Origin of the sequence: Polaribacter sp. ALD11 (genome assembly GCF_002831685.1) — a bacterium.
In the GTDB taxonomy this organism is placed as follows: domain Bacteria; phylum Bacteroidota; class Bacteroidia; order Flavobacteriales; family Flavobacteriaceae; genus Polaribacter.
Map to the genome: position 1 here is coordinate 2,817,229 of NZ_CP025119.1, position 13,781 is coordinate 2,831,009.

General features: G+C 31.1%; 12 protein-coding genes. 5 read left to right on the forward strand and 7 right to left on the reverse strand.

Translation table 11 applies throughout. The annotated features are described in order from the left end of the window. The first annotated feature begins 36 nt into the window (after window positions 1-36). Together CW731_RS12395 and CW731_RS12400 are read left to right on the forward strand one after the other, a co-directional pair. On the forward strand, window positions 37-627 hold the full coding sequence (locus CW731_RS12395; RefSeq protein ID WP_100947017.1) for a carboxymuconolactone decarboxylase family protein: 591 nt from the start codon (window positions 37-39) through the stop codon (window positions 625-627). 232 nt (window positions 628-859) lie between these two features. Further along, window positions 860-1,837: a hypothetical protein gene (locus CW731_RS12400; RefSeq protein ID WP_100947018.1), complete on the forward strand. Its 978-nt coding sequence runs from the start codon at window positions 860-862 to the stop codon at window positions 1,835-1,837. On the opposite strand, the gene CW731_RS12405 is transcribed toward CW731_RS12400, so the two are convergent. From CW731_RS12405 to CW731_RS12430, 6 genes are all read right to left on the reverse strand, one after another. Beyond that, a complete protein-coding gene (locus CW731_RS12405) occupies window positions 1,834-3,558 on the reverse strand; it encodes a M28 family peptidase (RefSeq protein ID WP_100947019.1) in 1,725 nt (574 codons plus the stop codon). The genes CW731_RS12400 and CW731_RS12405 overlap by 4 nt on opposite strands. Window positions 3,559-3,592: 34 nt before the next feature. Next, window positions 3,593-4,165, reverse strand: coding sequence for a uracil-DNA glycosylase family protein (locus CW731_RS12410; RefSeq protein ID WP_100947020.1), 573 nt, complete (start codon window positions 4,163-4,165; stop codon window positions 3,593-3,595). 5 nt (window positions 4,166-4,170) lie between these two features. Continuing rightward, window positions 4,171-5,529: an NAD(P)/FAD-dependent oxidoreductase gene (locus CW731_RS12415; RefSeq protein ID WP_100947021.1), complete on the reverse strand. Its 1,359-nt coding sequence runs from the start codon at window positions 5,527-5,529 to the stop codon at window positions 4,171-4,173. A 167-nt stretch (window positions 5,530-5,696) separates the two neighbouring features. After that, entirely contained in the window at window positions 5,697-6,041 is a 345-nt protein-coding gene (locus CW731_RS12420; protein ID WP_100947022.1) for a HopJ type III effector protein, read from the reverse strand. Window positions 6,042-7,010: 969 nt separating this feature from the next. Next, a complete protein-coding gene (gene rsmI, locus CW731_RS12425) occupies window positions 7,011-7,682 on the reverse strand; it encodes a 16S rRNA (cytidine(1402)-2'-O)-methyltransferase (protein ID WP_100947023.1) in 672 nt (223 codons plus the stop codon). Between the two features lie 6 nt (window positions 7,683-7,688). Further along, window positions 7,689-8,048, reverse strand: a complete 360-nt coding sequence (locus tag CW731_RS12430) for a cupin domain-containing protein (protein WP_100947024.1) — start codon at window positions 8,046-8,048, stop codon at window positions 7,689-7,691. A gap of 181 nt (window positions 8,049-8,229) precedes the next feature. Between CW731_RS12430 and aspS the strand changes: the two genes are divergently transcribed. The 3 genes from aspS to CW731_RS12445 all read left to right on the forward strand — a co-directional run bounded on the left by aspS (window position 8,230) and on the right by CW731_RS12445 (window position 12,593). Next, window positions 8,230-9,984, forward strand: coding sequence for an aspartate--tRNA ligase (aspS, locus tag CW731_RS12435; RefSeq protein WP_100947025.1), 1,755 nt, complete (start codon window positions 8,230-8,232; stop codon window positions 9,982-9,984). Between the two features lie 105 nt (window positions 9,985-10,089). Beyond that, entirely contained in the window at window positions 10,090-10,806 is a 717-nt protein-coding gene (locus CW731_RS12440; protein ID WP_100947026.1) for a DUF6503 family protein, read from the forward strand. 32 nt (window positions 10,807-10,838) lie between these two features. Next, on the forward strand, window positions 10,839-12,593 hold the full coding sequence (locus CW731_RS12445; RefSeq protein WP_232734671.1) for a chloride channel protein: 1,755 nt from the start codon (window positions 10,839-10,841) through the stop codon (window positions 12,591-12,593). A gap of 183 nt (window positions 12,594-12,776) precedes the next feature. Here CW731_RS12445 and glpQ read toward each other — a convergent pair whose 3' ends face one another. Next, window positions 12,777-13,766: a glycerophosphodiester phosphodiesterase gene (gene glpQ, locus CW731_RS12450; protein ID WP_100947028.1), complete on the reverse strand. Its 990-nt coding sequence runs from the start codon at window positions 13,764-13,766 to the stop codon at window positions 12,777-12,779. Between the last annotated feature and the right edge of the window lie 15 nt (window positions 13,767-13,781).

Below are 13,781 nucleotides of genomic sequence, written 5' to 3' on the forward strand. Positions count from 1 at the left end.
AAATAGAATTCGATAATTTTATAAATAAACAAAAATATGCCATTAATAACACCACTTTCTGCAGCGCATGATTTAGAAACAAAAGAATTAGCAACATTTTTTAATGAAACCTTGGGTTTTTGTCCAAACTCGGTATTAACAATGCAACGTAGGCCAGCCATTTCTAAAGCTTTTATCAATTTAAACAAGGCAGTTATGGCAAATGAAGGTAGCGTAACATCTGCTTTAAAAAGGATGATTGCTTGGGTTTCTAGTAATGCAACGGGTTGTCGATATTGCCAAGCGCACGCAATTAGAGCTGCAGAACGATATGGTGCAGAGCAAGAACAACTAGATAATATTTGGGACTACAAAACGCACGCTGCTTTTTCTGAAGCAGAAAGAGCAGCGTTAGATTTTTCTTTGGCGGCTTCTATGGTGCCAAATGCCGTAGATGCTAAAATTAAGGAAGCGCTACATAAGTATTGGAATGAAGGAGAAATTGTAGAAATGTTGGGCGTAATTTCTCTTTTTGGGTACTTAAACAGATGGAATGACTCTATGGGAACAACTTTAGAAGAAGATGCTATTGACAGCGGAAAACAATATTTAGGAAAACATGGATTTGAAGTTGGAAAACATGTTTAAAAAAATGAAATATTTTAATTGTAAAACAACCGAAACCTACTATATTTACCATACAAAAAATACAAAGCCTTTTCAATATTTATTGAAAAGGCTTATCTTAAATTATTAAGGTCCCCCAACCTCTTCAAATTTAACCTCAAATATAGTAAAACGATAAAGTTTTATTATTGCGAAATTTACAAAATTTAGTTTCATTTTTTGTAGATTTTGAGATAATTGATTGAAAGACCTCATGAAAACTGAAGAACAAAAAATATTTAAATTTATCAAAGAAAGATTACCGGAAAAAATTTCTTTAGTTGATGATGTTGCAGGTGTGTTAGATATCAATTATGATGCTGCCTATAGAAGGGTAAAAGGGAAAACTGTACTTACACTAAAAGAAGCTTTAGTCTTATCGGAACATTATAATTTTGATTTGAATGAATTGTTAGACAAAAAAAAGAATGGAGTTAGAAAAATAACTGTTGAAAAAACACATTCAATTATTTCTGATAGTTTTTTAGAATCTTTTTTTAATAATTCTAAAATGGAAATTCGTACTATTTTAAATTCTAAGAATGGTCAAATTATAAATTGTGCTAAAGACTTTCCATTATATCATACAGATAACGGTTTATTTAAAAAGTTTAGAATTTTTCTATTGATTAATATGTTAAGTAGAGATAATAATCTAAAAAGAATCTCATTTTCTAAATTTAAACCCTCAGAAGAGATTTTAAGAAAGTATGATGATTTTTTAAATGAATATGAAAAAGTATTTCTAGTAGAAATTTGGAATGACTCTACTATAGATAGAGTATTAAATCAAATAGAATATTTCTTTGAAGTTGGTTTAACTGCAAAAAATGAAGCTCTTTCTATCGCAGACGGTTTAATAGAATCATTAAAATCGATAGAAGATCAAGCCGAAAATCAAAAAAGAAAAGAGGGAGAGAATAAGTTTCAATTGTATCATAATAACCTAATCTCACTCCTAAATACGGTGTTAATGAAAGCAGATACAGAGAAAAAAGCTTTTATACCATATACAAATTTAACTTATTTTAAAGTTACAGATGAGAATACAACAGATCAAGTTGAAGAGCATTTGAGAACACAATTAGAGTATTCTACAAATATTTCTGGAGAAGCTTCTGTAAAAAGGAAAAAGTTTTTTAACAAAATGTATCAAAAAATAGAAAAGCGAAAATTAAAAATTTCTCTTTAATTCTTTTCTAATTTATTTATGATGGTATTGGAAATTGAATCAATTAATTTTTGAGAATTCAAAATATTTTCTTCTAATAGTGTATTTTCTTTTACCATATCTAAAGTCGTTTCAAAAGATTTTTGATACCAATTGTTCCACGCACTAATAATTGCAATTTGAGTCTTTAGAGAATCACCTTTATTAATTGCAATTTTGCTCTGTTTTAACTCTTCGTTCAATCTATTTTTAGCAGCTTCTTCTAAACTGAATAAAATAGATGTAGCTGTTTTTTGATCAGCATTTAATAATGTGTATGCAGAAATTAAAGCAGTTGTACCAACATTTTTTAGAGTGGTTTTAGAAACCTTATCTATCCTATCATTGTCTGTGTGATAAAACTGGTCTGTAAAATGCCAAAATAAAACACTAGGTATATCATTTCTTAAAAAGGGTACATGATCACTTCCTCCTTCAAACGGATTTGTACTAACCTGCCAATTTACTCTTTTACCTTGTGCTATAAATTTATCAATTAAAAAATCATTTAAATAATGCGGTTTCATTTGGTCTAAACTCATTTTAGAACCGCCCCATTCTGTGTGTTTGTCATTTCCACGCGTCCAGATTGCACTAGGATCTGGCATTTTTTCGATTAAGAAAACTCCGCCTGTTTTTTCAGTGTTTTCACCAACCATGTCTAAAGAAATTCCCCATTTTATGTTTTTAGCTCTAATAGAATCTTCTTGTACATACCTTCTTGTTGAAATAATTTCATCTCCCCATAAAAACGTTAAAGTTCTTTTTGGTTGAAATTCTTTTTGATTGATAAATTTTGCTGTTAACGAAGCCATTTCTAAAGCAACGCCAACGCCAGTTGCATTGTCATTTGCACCAGGTTCTTGAATGTGTGCACTAAAAACCAAACGTTCTTTTGGCTTTTCGTTTCCTTTTATATCTGCAATAATTGTTAATTCTTCTGAAGGATAAATATTTGTTTCCACTTTTACGTTTAAAGTCACTTTTCCTTTCTCTAAAGATTTTTTTAAACGCTCTTTTGCAGCGAAAGACATGGCAATTGCCCAAGGTTTGTTTACGGTGTCTAAAGGAATTGAACGGAATTGAATAGAGGTTGTATTTTTTTCTGGTTGTAAATAATCAGGATTATTATACGTGATAATTCCAGCTGCTTTTCCTTTGGTAATTGCAGTTTTAAAAACTAGATATGGACTCGCTTCTGCAAACACAATTTTTCCCTCAACATTAATTTCTGGTAGATTTTTAAGGTCTTTAATATAAATCACTTCTGCCGAAACTCCTTCTTTTGGTGTGCTGTAAGAATTTAAAGCAATCATGTTACTATTAGTTGCGTGTTGTAATAAAGGTTCGCTTTCTCCTTCAATTTTTACAGTTGCATCAACAGATTCCCAAGTTGGTTTTTTAAGCGGACGTTTTTCTATCCTATAAGTTAAAATAGTATTTTCAGTAGCATCTTCTTCTAAAACATACCCTTCTTTTTCTAGCTCTTCGGCAATTTTATAGATGGTTTTATTAAAACCTGTATTACCAACAACACGCCAATATTTTTCTACAAAAGAAGTGGTTTCAAAAGCTAAATCTCCAGTAAATTCTTTGTTAATTACATCAGCATAATTAGAGGAAGAGAGTTTTAAAGATTGCTCTTTCTTGCAATGGATTAAAAAGATAGAAATAAATAAGAACGGAATTATTTTTTTGAACATGACTTCGGTTTTAGAAGTCATAAAAATAGTTTATTTAATTGATAATTGTAGCAACTCTTTTTTGCAATTCAGAAACTACATTTTTCTCAAACCACGGGTTTTTAACTAGCCAAAATCGATTTCTAGGTGATGGATGCGGCATTACAAAATACTTGGGTAAATACGCAGGATAATTGTCTACTGTTTCAGTTAGCGTTCTTTTAGCATTGTCTTTTAAATAGTAATTCTGTGCGTACATTCCTATTAAAATGATCATTTGAAGATTTGGCATTAACTCAAATAATTGTTGATGCCACTGCGGAGCACATTCTTTTCTTGGAGGTTTGTCGCCACTTTTTCCCTTTCCAGGATAGCAAAAACTCATAGGTACAATGGCGAACTTTTCTACATCGTAAAAATCTTCATCAGAAACATTTAGCCATTTTCTTAACTGTTTTCCGCTTGCATCGTCCCAAGGAATTCCAGATGCATGTACTTTTGTTCCTGGGGCTTGACCAATAATTACAATTTTAGAATTTTTATGAGCACTAACAACAGGATTTGCACCCAAATCTAAATAGGGTTCGCAAATGCTACATTGTTTTATTTCTGATAATAATTTTTTCATGAAGCCTAAGAATCTTTCATCATATTTTTCAAATCACTTGAATAAGAAGGGTATGTAAAAATAAGTTTTTTAAATTCAGAAACTGTCATCTCTTTCTCTATTGCAATCATAAAAATATTGATACATTCATTTGCCTCAGAACTCAATAAATGAGCACCAACAATTACATCTGTTCTTTCATTTATAATTATTTTATAAGCATACACTTTTTCATTTCCTTTTTTTGCATTGTAAAAATGAGTTGCATCTCCTTTGTAAACTTTTATGTTCTTTAATCGACTTTTTGCCTGCTCTTCAGACAAACCAACACTTGCCAAATTAGGATATGTAAAAACGACAGAAGGCACTAAAGGGTTTGTAAATTCTTTCGATTCTTGTTTTACAATATTGTTTCCCACGATATGACCTTGCAGGCCAGAAAGTGGTGTTAAAGGCAAAGATTTACTAGAAATATCTCCACAAGCATAAACATTTCTATTAGTTTCATTTTGAAGAAAATTGTTTACAATAATTCCTGTTTCATCACTTTTAATAGTTGCTTTCTCTAAGTCTAAAAGTTTGGTTGCAGGAATTCTACCAGAAGTATTAAAAACAATGTTAGACTTTATAACTTTCTTTTTAGATTCTTGTTTGAAGTTAATTTGAACATTTTTTCTTAACTTTTCTATGGATTCAATTTCTGAATTAAAATAGAATTCCACGCCATTTTCCTTCATATTCTCAACTAATTTATCCGTTAAAAAAGAATCAAATTGAGATAGAGCATTGTTACCGTTATCTATCATTGTTACTTTGCAACCTAATGTAGCTAAGAGAAAACAGAACTCCATACCAATATAACCTGCACCAATAAAAGTAGCAGATTTTGGTATTTTTTTTAGCTTGAAAAATTCGTCGCTAGTTTTTAAAAGTTGAGCGCCTTTAAAGTTTAGACTTCTAGGAGTTAAGCCAGAAGCGATAACAAAATTATCTGCAGAAATTATTTTTCCTTCCACCGAAATTTCATTTTTGCTAATAAATTTTGGAGATTGATGGTACAAATCAATTCCTAATTCAGTAAGATTTTCTTCTGTACTTTTAGGAACTGGTTTCGTAAACTGATTTTTAAACCGCTGAATATCTTTCCAGCTTATCTCAGGTATTTTGGTTATTCCTAAACCTTTTAATTGTTCCGTTTTTTTGAGGATATCTACAAATTGTAAAATCACTTTTTTAGGATCACAACCTCTTATGGCGCAAGTTCCACCAAAAGATTGCTTGTCTGCAATAGCTACAGATAATCCGTTTTTTACACAAATTTTAGCCGCAGTTTGTCCTGCAACGCCACTTCCAATTACAAATACATTATAATGCTTCTTTTTCATAATAGTTTGAATATACTACCAAAAATACAAGAGAATAGGCCTTATTCTTAATTGGTATGCTAAAATTATGGACTGTTATACTTTTAATAAAAAGAATAAAATTGTTTACAGAAGAATATAATAATAGCAAGAATGTATTTGATAAAAAGCATTTTTTCTGTTTCCGATTAACTTTTTGTAGCTAAAGCGTCACTTCCAAAAGACAAACCTTCGAAACCCGTTTTTATAAAGTTTCTAATATTTTGATGTGAAGTTCCATTTTTATCTTCTAAAACATTTTTATAATGCTCGCCAAAACAAAATAATGTTTCTTCTTTTGTTAATTTTTGATGTTTTGCAAATGCAAATAATTTACAAGAACCAATATTTTCTCCTGCGTTATTTTTGAGCTCTCCATTTGTAAAAGTAGTTGGAGTAAAATTGTAGTTGTCCTCAATTACTTGCATCGTTTCTACAAATGTAATTTCTGTGGGATTTACTTTTAGTTTGGTTTTGAATTGTTGAATGATCATAAATTATAAAGTATTTGAATAGTGTAAAAATAATCTTTTTGTCATTCCGAACGAAGAATTAAAAAGAGTCTCTTGCAGAGGTATTATAGATTCCTTAATCGCTAAAAAACTCATTTCTAAAAGCTACTTTTAGTAGCAATACAATATTAATGAATTTCGATAGACCTCACAGGTTTTAAAAACCTGTGAGGTCTGATATTAGGAAAGTAATAAAATATGGCCCTTTATATTGAGTTTCTATATTGAAAAAAAGTGTTTTTTACCCAAAAGCCCTTTGTTTACGAGATTTTTATCTGGTTCAGAAAAGCTATCCTATTTTAAAATTTAATTTACACATAGTTTTGGGAAATAATAAAATGACTGAAACTACGGAATGCAACATCTTATTTTCTCATAAAAATATTGAAAGTTATATATTTTTGAGTATTACTTTTCTGCAAAAGTCAAAAACCTTGGTTTTATTAGGAAAATTACATGTCTTATGAAAATGTCATTAGAAAATTAAATTAGCAGAATAAAATTAGAAATTATGGGGAAAAATAAAAACAAAACCTTGAACATACCAATCCCAACTTTAAGTTGGAGACTTATTTGTCTAATAGTACTTGTTATATTAGCTTTTAGGTTAGAAGCAGAAAGTGTATCTCACTTTTTTGAATGGATTTTAAATAAATTTTTAAGTAACTAATTTATGGAATCAGTTTATATACTTTCAAATATAAAAGGTAAGTACTTTTATAAATCAGTTCGCTTGATTGTGTTTAAAGTAATTCGCCCAATATTTTTTATTGCAATTTTATTTCTAGTTGTTTTGATTTTATTATTTATTTTCCAATATGAAAAAATCATTAAATTATTAGAAATAATCAACTTATGACTCCTTTTCAGATTCAGGAGGTTTTTATAAAGTTCTCGACTGCGCTAGAACAGACACTGCTATATTTTAAAATTGATAAATTATTACATTAATCACTTCTTCCCATCAACAATCACAACAATTTCTCCTTTTGGAGGTTTGTTCGTATAATGTGCTAAAACTTCGGTTGCAGTTCCTCTAATGGTTTCTTCAAACATTTTTGTTAATTCTCTTGATACAGAAACTTGTCTGTCTGCGCCAAAATACTCTACAAAATGCCCTAATGTTTTTACTAATTTATGAGGCGATTCGTAAAAAATCATCGTTCTGGTTTCTTCTGCTAATAATAAAAACCGAGTTTGTCTTCCTTTTTTAACAGGTAAAAAACCTTCAAAAATAAACTTATCGTTTGGCAAACCAGAATTTACCAAAGCAGGTACAAAAGCCGTTGCACCAGGTAAACAATCTACTTCAATATTATTTTCTACACAGGCTCTTGTTAGTAAAAAACCAGGATCTGAAATTGCGGGCGTTCCAGCATCTGAAATTAATGCGCAGGTTTCTCCGTTTTTAATTCTATTCACAACACCTTGTATAGATCGATGTTCATTGTGCATGTGATGACTGTGCATTTGTGTAGCAATTTCAAAATGTTTTAAAAGCTTTCCGCTTGTGCGTGTGTCTTCTGCTAAAATAAAATCGACTTCTTTTAGAATACGAATGGCTCTAAAAGTCATGTCTTCTAAATTACCAATTGGTGTTGGCACTAAATATAATTTACTCATAATTTCTTAAATGCTTTCGTACGTTTCTACAGTAATATCTGCAATAACATCACCAGTGTGTTTTATACTTAAAGGCTCGAATAATAGAACATGAACCTCTTCTTTTGCAACGGGTTTGTGTGCTACATCTTTTGGTACAATGTAAGACTCGCCTTCTTTTAGAGTGACTGTTTTATCGCTTAACTCAATATCTAAAGTTCCTTTTACAACCATAAAAAGCTCGTCTTCATTGTCGTGTTTATGAAAAACGAATGCTCCTTTTAATTTTGCTAGTAGTATTTGCTGATTATTTAACTCGCCCACTTTCTTTGGAGACCAAACATCTGAAAATAACTTAAACTTCTCTTGAATATTAATGACACTCATAACGCAAATTTACAAAGATTTAGACGGATTCTGCGTTACCGATTGCAGCATTTGTTTGAGCTCTTTTTTGTTTAAAAAAAGCGAGTGCGAAAAGCGGGGCATTTCTCTTTAGAAATGAACGCCCAAAAAACTCATATTCTATAGAAAATGATTAATTTTGCAGCACATTAAAAGAAAAGAAATGTATAGAAGTCATTCTTGCGGCGAGTTAAGAGCATCGCATATAAATACAGAAGTAACCTTAGCAGGTTGGGTACAAAAAAGCCGCGATAAAGGTTTTATGGTTTGGGTAGATTTACGTGATAGGTACGGAATTACGCAACTAATTTTTGACGAAGATCGTACGCCAAAAGAAATGATGGAAAAAGCAAAGTCTTTAGGTAGAGAGTTTGTAATACAGGTTACAGGTACTGTAATTGATAGAGAAGCAAAAAATTCTAAAATGGCTACTGGAGATGTAGAAGTGTTGGTTTCTAAATTAGAAATCTTAAACGCATCTGTTACTCCTCCTTTTACTATTGAAGATAAAACGGATGGTGGAGAAGATATTCGAATGAAATATAGGTATTTAGATATTCGAAGAAATCCGGTAAAGGATAGTTTAATTTTCCGTCATAAAGTATCGATGGAAGTTAGAAAATACTTGTCTGACCAAGAATTTATCGAAGTTGAAACTCCTTATTTAATAAAATCTACACCAGAAGGTGCTAGAGATTTTGTGGTGCCTTCTCGTATGAATGAAGGTCAGTTTTATGCTTTACCACAATCTCCACAAACATTTAAACAACTATTGATGGTTGGTGGAATGGATAAATATTTTCAGATTGTAAAATGTTTTAGAGATGAAGACTTACGTGCAGACAGACAACCAGAATTCACACAAATTGACTGTGAAATGGCGTTTGTGGAGCAAGAAGATATTTTAAATATTTTTGAAGGATTAACGCGTCACTTACTTAAAGAAGTAAATAATGTTGAAGTGGATAAATTTCCTAGAATGTTATATGACGATGCAATGAAATTGTACGGAAACGACAAACCAGACATCCGTTTTGGAATGGAGTTTGGCGAGTTAAACGCAGTTACACAACATAAAGATTTTGCTGTTTTTAATAGCGCAGAATTGGTTGTTGGTATCGCAGTTCCTGGGGGAAATGGGTATACAAGAAAAGAAATAGACAATATTATCAAGTGGGTAAAGCGTCCGCAAGTTGGTGCTTTAGGAATGATTTATGCTAGAGTTAACGAAGACGGAACGTTTAAATCTTCTGTAGATAAATTCTATGATCAAGAAGATTTAGCAAAATGGGCTGAAGTTACAGGTGCAAAACCCGGTGATTTAGTGTGTGTTTTATCTGGAGACACCAATAAAGTAAGAGCACAATTATCCGCTTTACGTATGGAATTAGCAGAGCGTTTAGGTTTAAGAGACCCTAAAGTATTTGCACCTCTTTGGGTGATTGATTTCCCATTATTAGAGTTAGATGAAGAAACTGGGCATTATCATGCAATGCATCACCCGTTTACTTCGCCAAAACCTGGGCAAATGGAATTGTTAGATACAGATCCTGGAGCCGTAAAAGCAAATGCTTATGATTTGGTTTTAAACGGTAATGAAATTGGTGGTGGTTCTATTCGTATTCACGATAAACAAATGCAAGCAACCATGTTGCGTCATTTAGGTTTTTCTGATGCTGATGCAAAAGCACAATTTGGTTTCTTAATGGATGCTTTTGAATATGGTGCGCCTCCTCATGGTGGTTTGGCTTTCGGATTGGACAGATTGGTTGCTATTTTAGGCGGACAAGAAACCATTAGAGATTTTATTGCATTCCCAAAAAACAATTCTGGACGTGATGTTATGATAGATGCGCCTGCATTTATTGATGATGATCAATTAAAAGAGTTAAGCTTGAAATTGGATATTCAGGAATAAAAAATAAATTTAAAATAAATAGACCTCACAGGCCTGTACTGAACTTGTTTCAGTATCTAAAACCTGTGAGGTTTTTTTGTCTTAAAATTTACTTACTTTTAATCTATGAAATATATTATAACACTTCTACTACTTTTTACTTCAATAATTTCTTTTTCCCAGAAAATAACAGGTAATGAATTGTTAGAAAAAGCAATTCAATTTCACGATCCAAATGGAAATTGGGAAACATTTAAAGGGGAACTTTTTGTTATTATGGAAACCCCAAAAAATACACCAAGAAAAAGTAGAATACGTATAAACTTACCAGAACAATATTTTTTTATAAAGGCTGTGAGAGACACTATTATTACAGAATTTGCAGTACATAAAGGAGATTGTAGTTTGGCTGTTAATGGAAACACTAATCCGTCTGATGCGTTAAAAAAGAAGCATAATTTAAGTTGCGAACGCGCAAAAATGTATAAAAATTATTATACGTATTTGTATGGTTTACCAATGAAGCTAAAAGATAAAGGGACTATTATTCATCAGAAAATAGCAAAGAAAACCTTCAATGGAAAAGAGTATTTGGTTTTAAAAGTTACGTATTCTAAGGAAGTCGGTAAAGATACTTGGTACTTTTATTTCAACCCTAAAAATTATGCGATGGAAGTCTATCAGTTTTTTAAAGACGAAACTAAAAACGATGGAGAATACATTTTATTATCAGGTTTAGAAACAATAAACGATGTAAAAATGCCAAAAAATAGAGCTTGGTATTTTAATAAAGACAATGTTTATTTAGGAACAGATGTTTTATCTAAAAAAGCACAAAATTAATAATGTCAGTTAAAAATAAGTACTTAAAAAAAATGCTACTATTAAGATATAAATACATATCTCAACGTCAGTTTATATATGTTTTAAGTATTTTAGTAGGTTTTTTAGCCGGAGTTGGTGCTGTTATTCTAAAGAATTTAACACACTTTTTTCAACATCTTTTAGAAGGAAATCTAGTACGCTATTACCACAATGCTTTTTACTTTCTATTTCCTATTATAGGTTTAACAATTGTATATTTTATTATAAAATATGTAATTAGAAATAAGGTAAGTCACGGAATTCCATCTACACTTTTTGCGATATCAAAAAGAAAAGGAATTATGAAACGGTATCAAATGGTGGCATCTGTTTTAACAGCGCCACTTACCGTGGGGTTTGGTGGTTCGGTTGGTTTAGAAGGGCCAACAGTAGCTACAGGAGCTGCAATAAGTTCTAATGTTGCGAGGTTGTTTCATCTAAACCAAGCTACAAGAAGTTTGTTAATTGGTTGTGCAGCGGCAGGTGCATTATCATCTATATTTAAAGCGCCAATTGCAGCAATTATATTTGCTATTGAAGTATTTAGTTTAGACTTAACAATTGCTTCTATGTTACCTTTACTTTTAGCTTCATTGTCTGCAATTATTACATCTTATTTCTTCTTTGGGTCAGATGTTTTACTTCCTTTTAAAATTGAAGATGCTTTTAAAATAACAGATGTTCCTTTTTTTATAATTTTAGGTGTAATAGGAGGTTTGGTTTCTATTTATTTTACAGAGGTTTATGATCGCATTCAGAATTTCTTCGATAAAATAGCTTCTCCAATAAAAAGACTTTTAATTGGTGGTATTGGTTTAGGCGTTCTTGTGTATTTTATTCCACCTTTGTATGGTGAAGGCTTTGAGGTAATTAACAGTCTTCTTGCAGGAAACCCAGAAGAAGCTTTACAAAACAATTTTATGAACCTAGATCTAACAAATGTGTGGGTTGTTATTCTACTATTGTTCGGCTTAGTTTTCTTTAAAATAATTGCAAGTGCACTAACTTTTGGAGCTGGTGGAGTAGGAGGTATCTTTGCACCAACACTTTTTATGGGAAGTGTTATGGGAAATTGTGTGGCTAAAATAATTAACACCACAGGTATTTCTAATGTATCAGAAAGTAACTTTACATTAGTTGGTATGGCTGGTTTAATGGCAGGAGTTTTACATGCACCTTTAACCGCTATATTTTTAATTGCAGAACTTACCGGTGGTTACGAGCTTTTTATTCCTTTAATGTTAACGGCTGCAATTGCCTATTCAATTGCAAAATACGTACACCCATATTCTGTGTATGCCATGGAATTAGGTAGAAAAGGAGAGTTAATTACACACGACAAAGATCATGCAGTGTTAACTTTAATGGATATTGATGCTGTTATAGAAAATAATTTTGTGTCTATTTATCCTGATATGAGTTTAGAGGACATGATAAAAAAGGCGATTGTAAAATCGAATAGAAATATTTTTCCTGTGATTAGCGAAAAGGATAAAAAATTAATTGGTATTATTTTATTGGACGATTTAAGACCCATAATGTTCGATCAAACTTTATATAAAACTGTTTTTGCAAGAGATGTGATGCAAAACCCACCAGAAATTATTCAAGTAGATAAGGATAAAATGACAGAGATTATGAAGAAGTTTAAAGATAGCAATGCTTGGAATTTACCTGTTGTTAAAGACGGAAAATATGTGGGCTTTATTTCTAAATCTAAATTACTAACAGCTTATAGAAATAAGTTGATAGAAGTTACAAGTTAAGTTTTTTTTTTAGAAGCTATTTCCTGCTTTCCACTATATCTTTTTATTAGTTGTTTTTAGAGATTTATTTAGTGTTAAAAACAGCAGTGTAAAACTAAAAACAGATTGCTTCGTTCCTCGCAATGACGCTTATTTATATAGTAATAAAAAGGATGCCGTTTCAATCAGGGCTAAACTGGTTTGCTAACTTTTATTCTTTAAAAAAGCAACAACCAAATCTGGGAAATCTGTAAAAGCACCATCTATATTCGCTTCAATTAAGAGCGTTTCCATCATCTCTTCAAAAGAATGAAATTCTGCTAACTGATCTGCTCTAAAAGTATAAGGATGCACTTTTAAACCCAACTTGTGCGCATCAGAAACCAAAGAAGTAAATGTGAATTTTCCATCTACTTTTTTGTCTAAAATTTGCTTGTACCAAGGTCCAATTCCGTTTGCGTAGGTTGCAAAATGTTTTAATTTTTTAGAATCTTCAGAAAACTCCATTAATTGTACTAAAAATAATTCCGATTTTAATTCTACACGAATTCGTTCTAATTCTTTTGCATCAAAACATTGTAAAATACAGTTGTCTTCTTTAGTTTTGTAACCATAATTAGAAAGGACTTTTAAAACAATTTCTGTTAAGTTTTTTCCTTCTTTTTTATGGAATTCTGGTTCTTTAATTTCAGGATAAATACCAATTTTTTTCCCTGTAGCAATATTTAAACCTTGTATCATTTCTATTTCTTGCTGTAAGGAATGCAATTTAAAACTCCCTTTTTCTTTCGGAAAACGTTTTTTATAAAATTGTTCGCCAGTTTTTGGGTTAAAACGTTCGGTAACTGCTAAAGTTTGTAATTCTTCAAAAGTAAAGTCAATTACATAATACCGGTTATCTTTTCTTTTTCTGTCCGAAAATTTTGTAGCAACATCGGTAACATCATCCAAATAAATATCATGAATTACAATAGGTACATCGTCTTTACTTAACACTAAATCCTGTTCAATAAAGTCAGCATTCATGGCAAAAGCCATCGCTTTCGCTTCCATTGTATGTTCAGGTAAATAACCAGAAGCACCCCTATGTGCAATCACAATTTTTGTATTCATTTTTTCTGATTTTGTGTCAGTTTTACAAGAAATTAAAGATAAGCTAGTTAAAAGTAATACAACAGATATCGTTTTAAACATTATAATTTTAATATA